General features: G+C 55.0%; 14 protein-coding genes. 2 read left to right on the forward strand and 12 right to left on the reverse strand.

Translation table 11 applies throughout. The annotated features are described in order from the left end of the window. The 10 genes from K9B35_RS19300 to galU form a co-directional block, all read right to left on the reverse strand. Positions 1–98 (reverse strand): sugar phosphate nucleotidyltransferase (locus K9B35_RS19300; RefSeq protein ID WP_224923735.1); only part of this gene is annotated, 98 nt, incomplete at its 3' end. Between the two features lie 173 nt (positions 99–271). Beyond that, positions 272–1,438 carry a hypothetical protein gene (locus tag K9B35_RS19305; protein ID WP_224923636.1) on the reverse strand — a complete coding sequence of 389 codons (1,167 nt, stop codon included), beginning with the start codon at positions 1,436–1,438 and terminating at the stop codon, positions 272–274. Then, the gene (locus K9B35_RS19310) at positions 1,350–2,612 is read right to left on the reverse strand and encodes a hypothetical protein (RefSeq protein ID WP_224923637.1); all 1,263 of its coding nucleotides are present in this window, start codon (positions 2,610–2,612) and stop codon (positions 1,350–1,352) included. Before K9B35_RS19310 ends, K9B35_RS19305 begins: the two co-directional genes overlap by 89 nt. Then, positions 2,602–3,045 carry an acyltransferase gene (locus tag K9B35_RS19315; RefSeq protein WP_224923638.1) on the reverse strand — a complete coding sequence of 148 codons (444 nt, stop codon included), beginning with the start codon at positions 3,043–3,045 and terminating at the stop codon, positions 2,602–2,604. Before K9B35_RS19315 ends, K9B35_RS19310 begins: the two co-directional genes overlap by 11 nt. Continuing rightward, positions 3,002–3,781, reverse strand: a complete 780-nt coding sequence (locus K9B35_RS19320) for a hypothetical protein (protein ID WP_224923639.1) — start codon at positions 3,779–3,781, stop codon at positions 3,002–3,004. The genes K9B35_RS19315 and K9B35_RS19320 overlap by 44 nt, the downstream gene beginning before the upstream one ends. 360 nt (positions 3,782–4,141) lie before the next feature. Continuing rightward, the gene (locus K9B35_RS20385; protein WP_224923640.1) at positions 4,142–4,945 is read right to left on the reverse strand and encodes a glycosyltransferase family 2 protein; all 804 of its coding nucleotides are present in this window, start codon (positions 4,943–4,945) and stop codon (positions 4,142–4,144) included. After that, entirely contained in the window at positions 4,938–5,705 is a 768-nt protein-coding gene (locus K9B35_RS19330) for a cytidylyltransferase domain-containing protein (protein ID WP_224923641.1), read from the reverse strand. The genes K9B35_RS20385 and K9B35_RS19330 overlap by 8 nt, the downstream gene beginning before the upstream one ends. Next, complete coding sequence (locus K9B35_RS19335; RefSeq protein WP_224923642.1) at positions 5,702–7,909, reverse strand: N-acetylneuraminate synthase family protein; 2,208 nt, start codon at positions 7,907–7,909, stop codon at positions 5,702–5,704. Before K9B35_RS19335 ends, K9B35_RS19330 begins: the two co-directional genes overlap by 4 nt. Before the next feature lie 1,466 nt (positions 7,910–9,375). Then, the gene (locus tag K9B35_RS19340) at positions 9,376–10,704 is read right to left on the reverse strand and encodes a UDP-glucose dehydrogenase family protein (protein ID WP_224923643.1); all 1,329 of its coding nucleotides are present in this window, start codon (positions 10,702–10,704) and stop codon (positions 9,376–9,378) included. 119 nt (positions 10,705–10,823) lie between these two features. Next, complete coding sequence (gene galU, locus K9B35_RS19345) at positions 10,824–11,693, reverse strand: UTP--glucose-1-phosphate uridylyltransferase GalU (RefSeq protein ID WP_224923644.1); 870 nt, start codon at positions 11,691–11,693, stop codon at positions 10,824–10,826. 118 nt (positions 11,694–11,811) lie between these two features. On the opposite strand from galU, the gene K9B35_RS19350 reads away from it, so the two are divergent. Next, positions 11,812–12,246 (forward strand): hypothetical protein, encoded by a 435-nt coding sequence (locus K9B35_RS19350; RefSeq protein WP_224923645.1) that lies wholly within the window; start codon positions 11,812–11,814, stop codon positions 12,244–12,246. A gap of 528 nt (positions 12,247–12,774) precedes the next feature. After that, positions 12,775–13,182: a hypothetical protein gene (locus tag K9B35_RS19355; protein WP_224923646.1), complete on the forward strand. Its 408-nt coding sequence runs from the start codon at positions 12,775–12,777 to the stop codon at positions 13,180–13,182. 765 nt (positions 13,183–13,947) lie between these two features. Here the strand turns inward: K9B35_RS19355 and K9B35_RS19360 are convergent. Next, a complete protein-coding gene (locus K9B35_RS19360) occupies positions 13,948–15,675 on the reverse strand; it encodes an FAD-binding protein (RefSeq protein ID WP_224923647.1) in 1,728 nt (575 codons plus the stop codon). A gap of 120 nt (positions 15,676–15,795) precedes the next feature. Continuing rightward, positions 15,796–17,112 carry a patatin-like phospholipase family protein gene (locus K9B35_RS19365; protein ID WP_224923648.1) on the reverse strand — a complete coding sequence of 439 codons (1,317 nt, stop codon included), beginning with the start codon at positions 17,110–17,112 and terminating at the stop codon, positions 15,796–15,798. Between the last annotated feature and the right edge of the window lie 75 nt (positions 17,113–17,187).

Below are 17,187 nucleotides of genomic sequence, written 5' to 3' on the forward strand. Positions count from 1 at the left end.
AGCATCTGCTTGGGCCGTTCGGGACGCGACATCGGCCATAGCCGGGTTCCCGCACCGCCCGACAGGATCACCGGGACAATCGCTTCACACGCAAACATAGACCGACGCCCCTCTCACCAGTGTTAAAAATACCGACAAAACGCAGGATAGCACTAGGGCGCCAGCGCGCACTAGCAGGGCCGTGAATTAGAATCGTATTAGCCCCCCCCCGCTTCCTCGGTGTAACCACCCGGCTCCGACCGAACTCAACGGAGAGAATTCACTACAAACATTACTCTCCAGCCGCAACATGCGTTCGCAAGTTAGTTCCACCAAGCGCAAGCAAGTAGATCAAACAAAGCAGAACATTGGACAAGCAAAACAAATAGGAAATCACCATAACGGATGGACCAATTAAAAACAGTGACGCCCCAAACATGACACTAACCGCGACATTTGCCGACGTATACACAAACACCGGCCTCCGATAGTTGAGAAAATTCACAATAACCTGATTAAACAAATGAACAAATCCGCCTAACGCCAGAATTGTTACATACCCAGCGCCTGCCAAGGCGGCGAATGATAGTAGAACGACAGCCAAACAGAAAATGGCGATATGGACAGTCCGAATCCGAGATATCTCAGATTCCGCCAGATCAAAAATCCACTTCTGCAAAATACGCAGCAAAGAAGTTAGAACGGTCTGACAGGCACTAAGCACAAAGAAAACGGCACCATACCTTGAGTACTCGTCAACGGAGAGCAAAGGGAACAAAATAATCTTATCCAGCCCATTCCTCACCCAAAAAAGCGCATGGGTAACACTGAATGACGCCCCGTCTCCAATCAAGCGCCAACGCGATTCGATCGCTACGTCTGAATGCCAACCGGAAACCAAAAGTTGTACCAGCACCGGCATCAACAATACTCCGGATATCAAAATCCCAACGTAACGAAGATCAACTGAACCCCAAAGCCCAGACAAAATATTCGACACGAGAATAATGAACCCGCTAATGCTCAGAACGACAAAAATGGGAGCTCCGCGCGTTATACGGTATCTGGAGTACACCACGTCAGCGACGATCATAGCACCAGCTGCAGCTGCAACGAGAGCGTGGGTGCTAAAGGCGAACATGAAAAGGGTCACGGCGCACACACAAAACACTGCCAAAGGCGTAAGGCGCCGCACCGAAAAATCCGCATTCCTATGCAGCTCTCTTGCATGTAGGAACGGCAACCCAAACGCCGCAGCATTATAAAACAACGTAAAACTCGAGTTCAAATAGACAAACTCGGAAAATAACGAACGGTCGCCAAAGTATAAAATCGCGCCCGCGACAAAGAACCCCCCCTTAAGTAGAAACTCAAGAAACAGCAGCCTCGCGCCCGCGCCGATCCTCGACGCCGCGCCGAAAGAAAATGAACCCAATAGCCACATAAAGTAATAGCCCATGCGTGACAAAAGTCGTAATTAGTGCACTATTGGTCAACTGCCAAATATACAGCGCCGAAACTGCCTTCGTAGCAGGATGCGCGAATCTGGACTGAAGTGCTATCGTCCCGAAACCAATGATCAGATAAAGCGCGCTTCCGATCAATCCGAAATTTACAAAACCATCTGACAGCACGCCATTGTTCAAACTGGTGCCAAAGCCCCACAACTGATAGCCCATCTCCCACGTAGGACCCGGCCCATCGTAGACGCCTGTTATTCCATTCAAAACAGAATGCTTGAGAAAAAGAGGTTTTCCGGCGAAATAATTGAAATAGGCCTCATTCAACCAGGCCGGGATGAGGAGAAGTCGCCTCGTTAAAAAAGTATGCGCCGCGAGCCCCGGGGATCCTGGACTCTGGGGAGCAATTGTCAGCACGAACAAGAAAGCCGCAAAACCGAGCGCCATTGCAAATGATGCCCGCGTACTGCGCGGCCAACATATGCAATATGTGAGCGCCAAAAAGAACAATATCGACTTCTGGGCAGACGTTGAATATAGCAAAAGAATCGCGACTGTAAGCGCCGCTACCCTAAACATGTTCCTCTGCTGAAGATATATCCCGAGCGCGAGAAGTGAAAAAAGCTTAGATACAGTCGAAAACAACAAATTTTCTAAAAAATTGCGGCCGCCTGTAACTTCCCATCGGGCGTCGTACACGCCCTCGAAAAGAAACAAGGACAAGCTAAACTTGAAACCGTTCGACGCAAAAAAATACCCCGCACAGAACAATGTTAGCCAAAAAAACCAATCGACGAACGGTCGACCCGCTAAAACTGGCTGACGCTTCCCCTCTTGTACCACCACGCAGAATAGAAAAAATGCCGCGGTTGACAGTAGCGCAATCTCAATATGCATCTGAAAGTGAACAAAATAAGAAACGTTTGCCCAAACGTTAAATAACCAAGCCACTATCTTTACAACATAGTTACCGCCGCGGATAAATATTCCAACAATGCTTAAAGCCAAAAGACCTACAGCGACAGCATAACGATCACCATAACTTGAGGGGCGCATTCCTGGGTAAAATACGGTCTCATCAATATAGCCGGCGTAGCCAGAGATTACAAAAGCGATGAGCGCGACTACAACAGCAAAGCTGCCAATCGCGGGCAGACTGCGATTAGCAAGCATACTGGTTCAACCGAGAAAAGTCATCAACGTTTCGAGATCCAAAACGTACCGCTGGATTGCCGCCATAGATACCGCAATCCTCCAAGCGACCATGTACAACCGCACCAGCTTGGACAATGACACCATCGCCGATAATTGATCCCGGGAGGATTATCACGTGACTACCCACCCAGACATAATTTCCAATTTTCACCGGCTTCAGCTCGTAGCTGTCGTCGTAGGGCAATCGCACTGCTGATTTATAATTGTGGTTCTGAGTGAATATTTTAATATCTTTTCCGAAATGGCAATCATTCCCGATCTCAACCTCTCCCTTCCCGTCTACCCACACACCGTTAACATGGCAATTGGAGCCGAACAGGGTAACTTTATTAAACTTACATACTCCGTTAATCGTAACCCCCTCTAATTTCACGCCCGGATTGATCGCCAATGTTACGGCTCTGCCAACCGCCTTCGTTATCGCTTTTAAGCCGATAGACATTTTCGAAACCCCGCAATACGTCCAAGAAATCTGATCCAAGAGCATCGACGACAATGATTGTCTTTGTATCGGCGTACTCCACCAGCACTGTAGAGTAACAGCCTATCAAGACTGAACACTGCGCGACCTGTTCCTCAAGCGGAACTTGGCTTTCTTTCATTCTTGGATGGAACCTGTACTCGATCGAAATACCGAGAGCTTTGAGCTGGCGATATGCGCCATACAAAGCATCATGAACCGTTTCCTGGCCGATAACGAGAACCCTGAGGTGCCGAAATTTTCGACAAAACTCCATGGGACCGATAATCGGAATTTGGTCGATCCAACGGCGTTCAATTTTCCCGGCGTCGAAAGGTATGGGCGTTCGTGAGATATAGGACCGCCACGTCTCATCAAGTGGGACGAAAACGTCTGGGAAGTATATATGCTTCGATCCACTATAGCCTATATGACATGGCGACACCGCGCCATGCTGAAGCTCGCACACAGTCATTCCTATGGAACGGGCAGCGGCGATTACTGGATAATGCGAATATGATACTGTTAGTATCAATTCAGACGCACCACTCGCATGCAAAATTATCTTCATCGCTCTAAAATAGATCGCGTCCCCGACATAGGCCGCCACCTCTTTGAGCGTTAGTAGGTCTGAATAAAAAACCGCAAAAGGCGGAGTGAGTAACACGCCGATGGCATGGCAAATCCCACGCAGTATCTCAAGATTTAGTGTCGCTGCTGACCGAGAGTAGTAGCCGAATATCAGGCTCCCCTTTGGGGGTCGTAGCACGACATCAGGCCCATTGATTAAGTAAACCGAATGGCGCTTCGATCGACACACGTTTACAAGCCGGAATAGACTAAGTACGTCTCTTAATTGCGCGCGCTTACGTTTGATAGCCGCAAAGCCCGCTAGCCGCACTCGGCGTTCGAAATTTATGCGCCTAAATCCGTAGTAGGGATAATATCCGAAAATGCTGATCTCCCTCCGAAGATCGCTGCTTTCGTCTTTCAAGAAATCCTGGATCTTAGCGAGAATTGACATGCGTCAACTACCCCGACGTTGCGAGATAAATAATCTCACCTTGCGCCGTAGGACTATATTACCGGAGCGCACAAACCAGTGCGCGATTTGATACAAACTGCGCGCTAGACTAAGGTTCTCATAGCGCCGATAAACGCTCCATTGGTAAGGAATGTTGCGGAGTTTGTTGCTAGATACACTCCCTGGGTGAATCCGATAGGAGCAAGTCACGGTAGGAACCAGTATAGCCTGACCGACGCGCCGCAGGACTTCGAGAAAAAATAGATAGTCTTGGCGTTTTCTGGCGTTCACAAATCGGATGTCGGCGCCCACTTTCTCCACGTCATAAATGAAGCTTGAAGTCCTGATATAGCAATGAGCGAGCAATGAACGATAGGTCACAAGCTCCGGCAAATCGTTCTCACAGTCATAAACCACTCCGGACTCGTCCATTATGTCGTAGTAGCTGTACGCAGCCGCAGCCCCACTTGACTGCAAAGCTGCTATTTGCTGAGCTATCTTATCCGGATACCACAAATCATCAGAGTCCAAAAACGCAATGTATCGGCCGCGGGCGAGTTCGAGACCTCTACTCCTCGACCTTCCCGCTCCCTGATTTGCGTCACTAGTACTCAACTTAACGCGGCAATCATCGATTGATTTTATTATCGCGACCGTCGCGTCCGACGAGCAATCATCAATACATAAGACTTCGACATTCTTGTACGTCTGAGAAAGAACTGATGTAATCGTCGAGAGAATATAATCTTGTACATTATAGGTCGGTACAATTACCGAAACGAGGCTATCGGTATCCCGGTCAGTCATTAGACAACTCTTGCAAATATCTGATTAGCGAAGACGGCATAATCTGATCGAAGCAAATTTCTGCCAACTGAAAGTCGATCATGTGATCTATATCAATTGCCATGTCCTGCGGGACGTTGAGCGCCTTGATACGTGCGCCAGTCATCGACCCAGCTAAGACTACTTCCGAACGCACGATATCTAACTGCCCGGTATGCCAAAGCGCTGTTGGAAGCTCACCGCGCGGACGATTGTAAGCTTCGGCTAATCCTGGAACTTGGATAATCGGCTCGAGAAATCCATCATCGCGTTCACGCCACATTTTGTACGGCGGCAGGGGGGCAGGCGTTACCGAACGAACGGAATCTATCCGTCCATCCCGCATTAGCTGCAAGCCGCTTTCAATCCACGCTGGATCACGAAATGGAGTTGTTGGCCTAAGTTGCACAACAAATTCCGGGATGGACTTCTCGTTTTCGGCCAGCCAGTTTAGAAAATGGTTGAAGACGTCGTAGTCCGTTGACCCATCCGCAGCAAGGGACGCCGGTCTCGTGAACGGGACTTCTGCGCCGGCTGAAAGTGCAGCACTCGCGATATCAACATCATCTGTAGAGCAAATCACTCGGTCTAGCGACGCGACCTTTCCCGCGGCGACAGACCAACACACGAGTGGGTGTCCTCCAAGTTTCCTCACATTTTTGCCAGGCAGGCCCTTTGAACCTCCGCGTCCGAGCACTAGCCCGTACGCAGTATTTGGCTTGATCCGCACAGACTGCCTCATACAGGCGTCCCGAACCAACGCTCGAGCTTATCGAGAGCGTACCAGAAACCGGCCCCGTCATCCTTATGGCCTTGCCAAATCTCGGGGATAAACGACGCGTGAGGAGCATCCCTCGACAGCACTTCCGCGATCGCTGCGAAATCCATATCACCGTCCCCGATCTGCAACCCTTCTCCATCGATACCACGCGCATCGACAATGTGCAGATGCGCGGTGAAGCGGGCAACAATATCGCAAAACTCTGACATGGACCATCCGAAGTGGTTGCAGGCCAATTGGGAATGCGAAAGGTCGAAACAAATTCGCATCTCGTTCATCTTACAAAAATCCTCGATTTCCCAAGGATCGACAAAGAGATTGTGGTGACTCTGTCCACCAAAATGCCACGGGAATGGGGGCATCGTTTGGGGGATCAATTCGACGCCACTAGCGTCGATTGCCCCAAGGGAATCCTCAAGCCGGCGATACAGCTCTTGCCGATCCCCCTTAGGACGAAAACCATCACTGCTAAAGCCACCCATATTCACAATGATAAGCGGCTTCGCCGTGCGGGGGTGCCACTCATTGAGCCGACGGGTCAAATCACAGACTCGCTGCAATTCCAAAATGGAGCGATCGCGGTAAGCCCTATCCTCGGCCACCAAATCGAGAACGTGATCCCCGGCGAATAGCTCGGGCGCATGCACTAAAAACTCGACATCCACTACATCACTAAACCACGTTGACAGGTCTTCTTCCATGTCCTTGTAAGAAAGATGATACTCCAGAAGATCAAGGTTAGTTGCGCTCTTCATCCGCTGATAATCGTGCCAGCGTACAGGCAAACCCCAGGGTCTTGAAAAATCAAAATTTCGTGGCCCACGCCGTGCCTCCTCGAGGTCCGAGGGAAAGAAAGGAGTTCCACCTTGGATGTGACGGCGTACCGGAAGACCTATCAGGTCGGGCAAGCGATTCGGTTGCAAGCCCTGCCCCGGACTTCTTATCACGACGTCTGCATCTTTCACTATAGACCCCTCTGCCAAATCATGGGCCGCAAAGATGCTTTTCGCCAAAATCTCTCGATTCATCATTTCGCCTTGGGTGATCATGCGCTCTGACTTCACACCTAGGGCCGTTTCGGTGGAACGAATTGCCTCAACCATGGCGCGAAATTCTTCGGGAAGAAGGGATACTTTATGATCATTCCCCTCCATCGTGCGGTCGACCGTAAAATGCTTTTCAACAATCTTTGCCCCCAGCGCGACTGCGGCAACAGGAATAAACCATCCGCGCTCATGACCAGAGTACCCCACGACAGCTCCACCGAATTCCTTTAGGCGGCCCAAATATGCCAAGTTAACGTCTTTATATGGAGTGGGATAAGTCGAGTTCACGTGAAGTAGAGCAAAAGGCGTTCCCGACTTCTGGAGCAAATCGACTGATGACTTTATCTCCAGTTCAGTCGACATGCCGGTCGAGCAGATAAGCGGACGCCCAAGCCCGGCCATTTGTTGTAGCAGTGTATGATTTGTAAAATCAGCGGAGGCTACCTTGTATCCCTGCATGCCATACTGGTCGAGCGCCAAAAGTGAAGGGTAATCCCAAGGTGTACAAAGAGGTTCAACTCCCCTCGCCCTGCAGTAATCGAAAAGCATAAAGAGGTCGCGCGGATCTAAATTGAACCTAGACAATAGGTCCAGCGTGTATTGAGATCCCAAGTCCTGTGATGCATCAGAAGCGCCAGTTTTCGCACTGTAAAGAGCAGACATATCCCTCATTTGGAATTTTACGCAGTCCGCGCCCGCTTCTACCGCCAACTCAATTAAGCGCTTCGCTAGAGATACGTCCCCATTATGATTGTTACCAATTTCAGCAATCACAAATACCGGATCAGTATCTGAGATCCTCCGCTCGCCAATAACGAATCCGGGACTTCCCGCGCGCGCGATTGCGATGAGGTGCCCCGCTTCGTCAGTAAGGGGAATAAGGCGCACATGAGAAGAAAGCGCAGCTTCAACATCTTTAGGCGGCGCCCCAAAGGGAAGCGCAAAAAAATCACGATTTGCGATCGCAATCGCAGATTCATTCAGATCTATGCCGCTCCCGAGAGCGAGCCACCGCCGGATGTCACCGTCAGTAATCAACCCTTGCGCGACTCCCTTCGAGGACACCGCGATAACGCACCCAGATTTATTCGAAGAAATTTTATCTAGAACTGCTTTCACAGTATCTTCTGAGAAGACGATGTAGGGAGCGACATGCCTGTCTATAATCATCGTTATCACTTTTCTATTTATAGAGTGGTGTTTTCCCTAAGTGCGGCCAGACCTAGAACATAAGATTACTATCTAACAGCAATAGGTCACCATCACTTACTGCTCGTAAATTCGGATTTACAAACGAGATGCGATAAACCTCCGTCGAGACTTTTAGCCCTCAGAATGTTCATTTTGCGATGCAACATATCGCGAAACCGACCACGGTTGCAAGCTGTTTGCAGGCGCCGAGCTGAGTTTAACCCACTTTGACTTCTATTAATCGGAGTCGGAGACACGTCGTGCGAGCCGCGACCACTAAGCGTGATAGAGACAGCCCGCCATGGAGGACGTTGCCCGTGAAGCGCCTGTTCCGGTGAATCTAGCGCGGAGCGGGCACTTGCGCGGCCCGATCGCCAGCCAGGGGTTTCCGGCTTAAGATGGTGAAGATGAACTGAAGGACCAGGCCACGTCGCAACGCAAGTAGTGACGTACACTAAAAAACATGCGCCGCGTCGGCGCTTAGGATATGCCGGGCATCAGGCCCGCGGACACGGCCGCCTCGTCCACGATAGTCGGCCCTACCGCTTTGCCTACCTCCTCCCAAACCAGTCTCGCAGGCCCATCAATGGAACGTGCAGACGTTAGCGGAAGGCCATGCAGCATCTACTGAAGAATCTCGAGCACGCCACAGACCTGGGTGTTCTAGCCAACTAAGGCGAGACCTCGGCGTTGGAAACCTATTCTGCCGAGGCCGTGGAATGGCCGTGCGGAACCTGCGGCCGCATGATCCGCTCGCGATGTATGGTTGTGGCGATTAGCAGAAAGCGGCAGACCGGATCGAGCAAATAGGCATCCGTGTGAGCGTCAATTAGTACCGTCGGCACCGGATCGGGTTGCGGGGTTCTGGCCAAGCAAAACGTATCTTGTTGCGCGGGACCTCGTTGGATTAGGCAACTCGCCGCCTCGCGCCCGCCTGCCTTGATCGGATCGGGCCCCTCAATCGGGACATGGAAGGGGCTACCGGTGCCGGCCTCAAACTCCTTGGCTACTTATGTAGCGTCAGTGAAGTCGCTCCCCTCAGTGACCAAACCACGCCCGGCCGGTGGGAGTGATAATCGCGCTTATGTCTGACCACCATATGCTTCGCCCTGCGTAGACCTATGCATCAAGCTGATTTCAATTATTATTTATTATTTATCATTTACTCTCCCTTGAGTTAGATCCCCCAGCAATTCAGCCACGTCCCTTTCAACGACCGCTCTTTAGAGCCCGTCACATTATTATTGGGGCGCATAATATGAAGCCATTAAAAAGGCATCATTAGACCGAGTCAACTGGTCGACATATCGCTTTACTACATATAATTTAACGTGAACTGTGGTGATCTATGCGCCTCTCACGGTGGGCTGTGGTCTAAATATACATTTCAGCCATCAAGCGAAGGCGCTTAGCTGAGAGGGCTTTCCTACGCCGATCAATTTAAGCTCTGCTGCCGCGGCCTCTGCCTCAGGGTAAATGTTGCGAAGGTCGACCAGCAGCGGCGTGCTCAGCAACTTCTTCATCCGCCCAAGGTCCAGTGCCCGGAATTCGTCCCACTCGGTGACGATTACCAGCGCGTCGGCACCCTCCGCCGCAGCATAGGGGCTGGCCGAGAATTCGACGTCCTTGAGCAGCGGTCGGGCCTGTTCGACGCCTTCGGGGTCATAAGCGCGGACGATCGCGCCGGCATCCTGCAGCGTCTGGATCACTGCCAGGCTGGGGGCGTCGCGCATGTCGTCGGTGTTCGGCTTGAAGGTGAGGCCGAGGATCGCGACGGTCTTGCCGCGCACCTCGCCGCCCATCGCCTTGATCACCTTGCGCCCCATTGCGCGCTTGCGGCTGTCATTGACCTGCACCGTCGCCTCGACGATCCGCAACGGGGTTTCATTGTCGTCGGCGGTCTTGAGCAGCGCCAGCGTGTCCTTGGGGAAGCACGATCCTCCATAGCCGGGGCCGGCGTTGAGGAACTTGCGCCCGATGCGGTTGTCCATGCCGATGCCGCGCGACACTTCCTGCACGTCCGCGCCGACCTGTTCGCACAGGTCCGCAATCTCGTTGATGAAGGTGATCTTCACCGCAAGGAACGCGTTGGCGGCGTATTTGATCAGCTCGGCAGTGCGGCGCCCGGTGAACAGCAACGGTGCCGACTGGTTGAGCGAGAGCGGGCGGTAGATGTCGCGCATCACCTGGCTCGCGCCCTCATCCTCGCTGCCGATAACGACGCGGTCGGGGCGCTTGAAGTCGGCGATCGCCGCGCCTTCGCGCAGGAATTCAGGGTTGGACACGACAGTGATGCCCTTGTCGGGGGCGATTCTCGCGACGATGCGCTCGACCTCGTCGCCGGTGCCGACGGGAACGGTCGACTTGGTGACGATCACCGCCGGCCCGTCGAGTGCGGCGACGATCTCCTCGGCCGCGGCAAAGACATAGGAAAGGTCGGCATGACCGTCACCGCGCCGGCTGGGCGTGCCGACCGCGATGAACACCGCGTCCGCGCCTTTGACCCCTTCGGCGAGGTCAGTGGTGAAGGACAGGCGCCCCGCTTTGACGTTCGACGCGACCAGCTCGGCGAGGCCGGGCTCATAGATCGGCATGACATTCTGGTGCAGCAGCTCGATCTTGCGTGCGTCCTTGTCGACGCACACCACGTCGTGCCCGAAATCGGAGAAGCACGCCCCGGAAACCAGGCCGACATAGCCAGTGCCGATCATCGCAATACGCATTCAATTTTCTCCAGCGGAGTCAGCGCGAGGCTACAATTGTCTAGACATTTTGAACAAGCACGATCGAGCCGCCGGACAAAACCGCCTGATGAGTAGAGCGGTCAGCCGGGTTGCAGGTCCTAGATATTCAGCCGGTCGACAAACGCCCGGACCTTTTGCCCGATATCCTCACGCTCCAGAGCCAAGGCAACGTTCGCCTGAATAAAGCCAGCCTTGTCCCCGCAATCATAGCGCGCTCCGTCAAAGGTATAGCCATGAAAGGGCTGATTTCCAATCAACTGCGCCATCGCATCGGTCAGCTGGATCTCGCCACCCGCGCCCTTTGTCGGGTTATCGAGAATGCGCATCACCTCAGGCTGCAAAATATAGCGCCCGGGAATCATCAGGTTGGATGGCGCCGTTCCAAGCTTCGGCTTTTCGACCAGCTCACGGACCTCAGTCAGGCGCCCGTCGCGCGACCCTGGTGTGATGATCCCATACTTGTCGGTCTCGCTGTCGGGCACTTCGAGGGCGCCAATAACATTGCCCCCTACCCGCTCATAGGCAACCATCATCTGTGACAGGAAACCAGGCTTTCCGACCATCAGTTCGTCGGCGAGCAAGACCGCAAAAGGCTCGTCGCCGACGATTTCGCGGGCGCACCATACCGCGTGCCCAAGCCCCAGCGGTTCCTGCTGCCGGACATAAACAGGAGAGCCCGGCTTCTGGCGCGTTCCTTGGATCAGTTCGAGGCTCTTGCCGCGGGCCGTCATGGTCGCCTCGAGCTCATAGGCGATGTCGAAATGGTCCTCGAGCGCCGCCTTGCCTCGGCCGGTCACGAAGATAATCTGCTCGATCCCCGCCTCCAGCGCTTCTTCAACCGCGTATTGAATCAGCGGCTTGTCGACGATCGTCAACATTTCCTTGGGCATTGCTTTTGTCGCCGGCAGAAATCGGGTCCCCAAGCCCGCAACCGGAAACACAGCCTTGCGAACAGGCTTGATCGACATGAATTTTGCTCCCCCGCAAAAATCGAGCACCCCCAATTAGGCTCGACGCCATGCATATCGATCTATAGCCAAGTCATATGCTGCAAAGCAAAAAAAATGTTCCGGAGTGTCCTGTTTCATGTCGCCCGATCATGCCGATGCGCCTTTACTAGACCGGAAAAGGAAATCCGTTGCGAGAATCGCGCTCGAGATGTGCCTGTATGGGCTTTGTGCCGCACTGTTCGGAGTGACGCTGTTCCTGGCGGTGTCGAACCACCCCCTTGCCCATGTCATCGAGTCAGGCCCCGCGCGGCATGCATTGGCCTTTGCGATCCTCCCGATCACCACGTCATTGCTATGGCCGCGGCTGCCCTTTCTTCCCCACCTCATCTTCTACGCCGTGTTCGGTGCGGCGATCGAGATTGCGCAGTGGCAGATGCATGCCGGGCGCTCGGGTGAACTGGAAGACTGGCTGGTCGATATTGCCGTTGCCGTCTTTGTCCTCGCCACAGTCGCTCAAGTCCGCGAGTATCTGGCGCAACGACGTCGCGGCGCGCCGGAGCAGCACTCCTGAGGCGCTGGCCACACAATGCTACAAGTCAGCCTGGCCTGTCCGGTTCCAGACCAGCGCGGTCCGGACATCCGTTGAGGACGGCGCGTAGATCGCACCCCTGGAGATCTCTGGGATGTGAGTGCGGGACGGACCGGGCTGTCCCCCCAGGGAGCCCGGTCCGGCGGCCAGAAGCCGTTGGTCGCAGGGCTTTCCTAGGCGTCAAATGGTAAACAATGGTTAAACCAGAACGGCAAAATGCATGTTCCACGGTTCATTTTGAGTAACAAAGTTGGTTTTTTGCCCGAGCACGCTCGTATCACGCGAAACCTCACGGTCTAGATCGTCGCTTTTCTGAACCGAAGGCCCAAAACATGTTCGGGAACCCGATGCTTCCTGGGTCCGAAATGAAACTATTCAGACTTTTTCCGGGAATCGCGGAGACCTCTGCAATCCCAGCAAATACAGTCACGCACATCGTGCGTTTTGGCGCTCGACCTTTCGCGTGATCGACGGCATGCTGCACCCGCGACTCACGCAGGGGGCAGTTCGATGACCGATTCCATCCAAGCGACCCGATCTTGCCCGGTAGACCTGCAAAGGGGCCTGCTTCCGGACGGCTGCAAGAGTGTGGATGTCATAGACGTCATTCTAGCACCCGATCAGAGTCCCGCATCCACTGGGATCCTGCAGCTCGACGTCACCTATCTCGGGAGCGAGGGCAGTCATGCCTTTGTGGCCTGTTGGGATGGCTCCTGGATCGAGACCAGTCCGCCGGGGCTCTCGGTTCTACTTGGTCATCACGGATCAGGTGACGAACATGCGGCTCCGACCAAGCAGACACTTTGCATCGATATGGGTGCTGCGTTGCGAGAGCGGCCTGCATTCTGGGCGATGGCCATTGCCAACAATGCGATGAGCCCAGCGACACAAGTAACGGCTGAACCCGTCTCCGCCTGAGGCGAGATCTCGACTGGGATCCAAGTCAAACGCTCGGCATGTGCCTTGCGCGATGTGGTTTAGTGCCAGTCCTGCGCTATCGGGAAAGAGATAGGCGCCGACGGGCTGATTCAGGGGGAATCATAAGCGCCCGCCGACGGCCAATGATGCAGCAGATCCTACAAACGCGTCAACGGACTTGTTGATCAGCCTCGACAGCTAGTTTTCATCGTCGTCTCAAAACACTCCAAGGCGAGGGAAACTTGCGCTCAAGCCTCCAGGATCGAGCTTTAAAATATAGCAGTCGTGAGCTCCTTTATTCTCCTACTAATCATTGAGAATATGCGTTTCTCATGCAACAATGCTGCATTCGGATTCGCAACGGAGGCAACCATGGCTCATCTTGTAAAGAGGATCATGCGATCGCTCAAATGCGTTTCACGTGGACATCACTGGGAGCGGAGTCGAAGCAAGCCAGGATATTTAACCTGCGCACGCTGTCGAAAACGTGTTTCTGACCGGACAGTTCAGAAATAACGAATTCATTTTATTGATGTTTTGTTCAGTTGCTGCCATTCCGCTTATACCGTCCGCACATCGTAAGTCCTGACTTTGGCCGAGGCGACGGTCTCCAAGGACCGTAAATCATCGTCGGCGATAGCGGCGTTCGAGTTTTTCCACACCCCCTCCCCTATCACCTGAGGTCGCCAGAGTGCTCCAACACAACTCCGGCTCCCCCATGACAGTCGATCGCGGCAACCCCGCGTCAATGCTCGCCCGCGCTCTTTACGGGCCCGGCGCTACCGGTCTGTCGAGCAATCCAAGGGCAACGACCTGGTCGTTCCAGAAAATTGAGCGTCCGAAGGTCGGGAGAAGCGCATCGCGCGTATCGCGCCAGCGTCGGATCAGAGACTCCGAATCGTTGGGGTGACCAAAATCTGCATGAACCTTGGCCTTGTCGAGCGGCCCCAGCTTTGCCCAGTGCATTGAAAATGGCGTTCCCTGTTGCTCAAGGGCCTGGCGTACCGCAATCGCACCCTTCTCGAGCGTCTGCGCAAGCAACGCCAGATCCTTGAGCATCTCCTCGGCATCGGGCAGCTCGGGCGGGATCTGGGCTGCGGCAAGTTTGCAGATCAGCGGGGACAAACCGTCGATCTCGATCACCGCATTATGGTCGAACCGTGTAAAGGCCATCGTGCCAGCAGGTTTGGCAACGAAGCGTAGTGAAAACACGAAAGACGGCTCGAGCAATTCGACCGCCCTGCAGATCGCGGGGATCGCTGCAGCGACATGGTCAAGCGGGATCGCGTAGGACGCATTGTAAAGTGCCCCCGGAATGTTTCCGGTGATCTCGTCCTGGTGCAGCCCGCTCCAATAGTGGCCGTCGCGCTGCGGATCTTCAGGATCGAATATGCCGGTATTGGGCTCAAATCCGCCGAGGCTGCGGTAGAAGGCAAATGCCGACTCAGAGTTGTTGAGCAGGTAGCGCAGCGTACGGCTTACCGACGTTGGCGGATCCGTTGGATCGGGCAGCAATGCTGCGGTTTCGAGCTGCTTTGAGATATGAGACTTGACCAGCCATTCCCCGAGCTGCCCGATTGCGTCAGAGGGATGGAGCACATCTGCCTTTTTCGGCGGCAGCAGGGATGCACTCGCACGCGGCACATACATCATGTGCGTCGCATCGTCGCTGAAGGGCGCATGGGGGTTCAGCGTGATCTCGTAGAATTCAGGCTGGACTGCGCAGTGCAATCGCGCCGCGATCTTGTCGAACGCGCCCTGCGCGAGATCGGCGAGCCAGTTGGCGTCGAGCTTGTCATGGCGGCGGAGCAGCGCGAAGGTCGTGTTGGGGACGAGCTCCATCGCGACGCCGTTGACGACCCCCATCGCTCCCAAATGAATGAGCGCGTCCTCAAACTGATCATCGTCGCGCACCAGACGCAGGGTCGCCCCAGGAACGGTCAACCGCGCCAGCCCCTGTTTGCCAAGCACCGGGCATGAGCTCCGTTCGATCCAGACATGCTCGTCGTCGCTGACAATCAGGTGCATCCCCAGCACCATGTCCTGGATGCCGCCATAACCCAGGCGCGACCCATGGCTCGCCGTGCCCGCTGCACCGGCAACGGTCGCGCCAAGATGGGTACCGCTTGTGCGAATGGTCATGTTGTGTGTCTCGGCCCAGGTAACGAGCTCGCGTAGTCGTGTTCCACCGCTGGTGAGCGCAATCCGGTCGGCGGCGATCGTGCAGCCAGCGTCCTGCTCCGCTGGCGCCAGTGCAGCGGTGCCGGCGAGGCCTTCGCAGGCGAGTTGCGAGACCGGCGCACCGATCAGCGGGCTGAAACTCCAGCCCCGCCCATTGAGGCCGGCAGCAAAGCCGGTCGGCCGCTGCGCCTGCATCGATCTGAGCTTTCGCAGATGCTCCATTACCGGCCTCGCCGTCGCCGCGAACCGCTCAAGTCCGGATTGCGCGCCCACATCGGCCGCATGAACCCGACCGATGCTTTCCACCATCATCGAAGGCACCGGATTACCCGGCACGCTCTGGCCGAGCGTCAGATGGTAGTTCGACCAGGCTGCATAGCTGTCATAGCTAATTGAAGGCATTGAACGGCTCCGATCTGTGAAGATGGCAGGTCAGCGATTTTCAAGAAGCAACTGGTCCAGCTCGATCCAGGGCAAGCTCGGTGCCTTTGCCTTGTGCGAGCCCCAGCGGATGAGGCAGTCCATGAATTTGGCATTGAACACCTCGCCGGGGCGAGGGCCACAGGGGACCGGGTTGACCGCCGCGTTGTTGAACCCATCGGCGGTCATCACGAAAATCTGTCCCCGGGGATAAGAGAGACGCAGCGCAGCGATCGACATGAGCTCGCTTTGATTGACGATCGTCGAATAGCCGCGCATCCCCACGCGAAGCACATGGGGCTTTGCATCCACGGCGTAGCGGTCCGTCTCCCTGCCCCGCTTCTCCTCCTTCGCGTCGCGAAAGACGATCGTCGGGCCGTTGCGGATGACATAAAGTTCAGGAGGGGCGCCAAGCGACTTGCTCGCTATATCCTGACGGCGCGCGACAGCTGCGTCGAACACCGAACTGCGCACACCCCCATCAAAATAGGTTCGCTGGTCGATCTGGACCGGCGAGAGCCGGACCGGGATCGAACTGGAGGCGAGTGCGACCCCCGCAACGCATTCGGCAAGCGCTGCGACCTTGGCGCGATCGGGCGGCGCTGTGCCTGAATAGACTTGCCGCACCATCGCTGACACGGCAACAACCTTCATGTCGCCGGATCGGGCCTCGACCATGCCGATGAACAATTCGGGGCTGCCCGGCTTCATCATCCGTTCGAACGGCAGTTCGCCCGTTGCCGGGAGCAGATAGTCCATCAGCTTGCGGCGCAACGGGGCAAGGTCGTATTCCGAGCCCTTGCGTACCGCGCCAAACAATGAATTGGTGAGCGCCAGATCTTCCTGACGCGTGATCCCATATTCGCGCACCATGCGGTCATAGTCGCCGGCAGCAACGAACAGGCTCTGCAACGACCCGGTGCTGATCCCGGTCACCACCGCCCAGTCGCGAATCCCTTTGTCGCGCAGGAATCCCGCGCCAAACGCGCCCCAGCTTCCGCCGCCCGAGAGCATCAGGGTCTTGGGGCCAGTCCCGATGGCCTTGGCGCTATGCCTTGCCGCTGCCGCGCGCAGCGCACCGATGATCGCGTCATCTTTGCCGTCGCCATCGTCCAGGCTGGCACCGACAGGCCCCGCCAGAGCGTCGATCGTGCCCTCGTCGAAACCGGCATCGCGTTGAAGCTGTTTAAACAGGGGCGACGGCTGGAACGTCTGCATATGGTATTCGAGCCGCGGACCGCAGGTAAAGTGCATCGGCTTCGCGTCGAGAAGCTGTGAAAAACACCCGCCAAGTGCCATCGCCATTGGCAAGATCATCAATGCGCGCATGATCCGACTCCTGAAATTCAGTCTGCGTCACCTTCGTTGCTCACCCAATGCGCGACCCCGCGTCCAAAAAGCGTG

The organism is Sphingomonas sp. R647, from assembly GCF_020177055.1.
Taxonomy (GTDB): Bacteria; Pseudomonadota; Alphaproteobacteria; order Sphingomonadales; family Sphingomonadaceae; genus Sphingomonas.

Bases quoted from the DNA above. Each gene is read 5' to 3' on its own strand.
- K9B35_RS19365 (WP_224923648.1), bottom strand. From the start codon at position 17,112: ATGCGCGCATTGATGATCTTGCCAATGGCGATGGCACTTGGCGGGTGT.
- galU (WP_224923644.1), bottom strand. From the start codon at position 11,693: ATGTCGATCAAGCCTGTTCGCAAGGCTGTGTTTCCGGTTGCGGGCTTG.
- K9B35_RS19340 (WP_224923643.1), bottom strand. From the start codon at position 10,704: ATGCGTATTGCGATGATCGGCACTGGCTATGTCGGCCTGGTTTCCGGG.
- K9B35_RS19355 (WP_224923646.1), top strand. From the start codon at position 12,775: ATGACCGATTCCATCCAAGCGACCCGATCTTGCCCGGTAGACCTGCAA.
- K9B35_RS19305 (WP_224923636.1), bottom strand. From the start codon at position 1,438: ATGGGCTATTACTTTATGTGGCTATTGGGTTCATTTTCTTTCGGCGCG.
- K9B35_RS19350 (WP_224923645.1), top strand. From the start codon at position 11,812: ATGTCGCCCGATCATGCCGATGCGCCTTTACTAGACCGGAAAAGGAAA.
- K9B35_RS19330 (WP_224923641.1), bottom strand. From the start codon at position 5,705: ATGAGGCAGTCTGTGCGGATCAAGCCAAATACTGCGTACGGGCTAGTG.
- K9B35_RS19310 (WP_224923637.1), bottom strand. From the start codon at position 2,612: ATGCTTGCTAATCGCAGTCTGCCCGCGATTGGCAGCTTTGCTGTTGTA.
- K9B35_RS19360 (WP_224923647.1), bottom strand. From the start codon at position 15,675: ATGATGGTGGAAAGCATCGGTCGGGTTCATGCGGCCGATGTGGGCGCG.
- K9B35_RS20385 (WP_224923640.1), bottom strand. From the start codon at position 4,945: ATGACTGACCGGGATACCGATAGCCTCGTTTCGGTAATTGTACCGACC.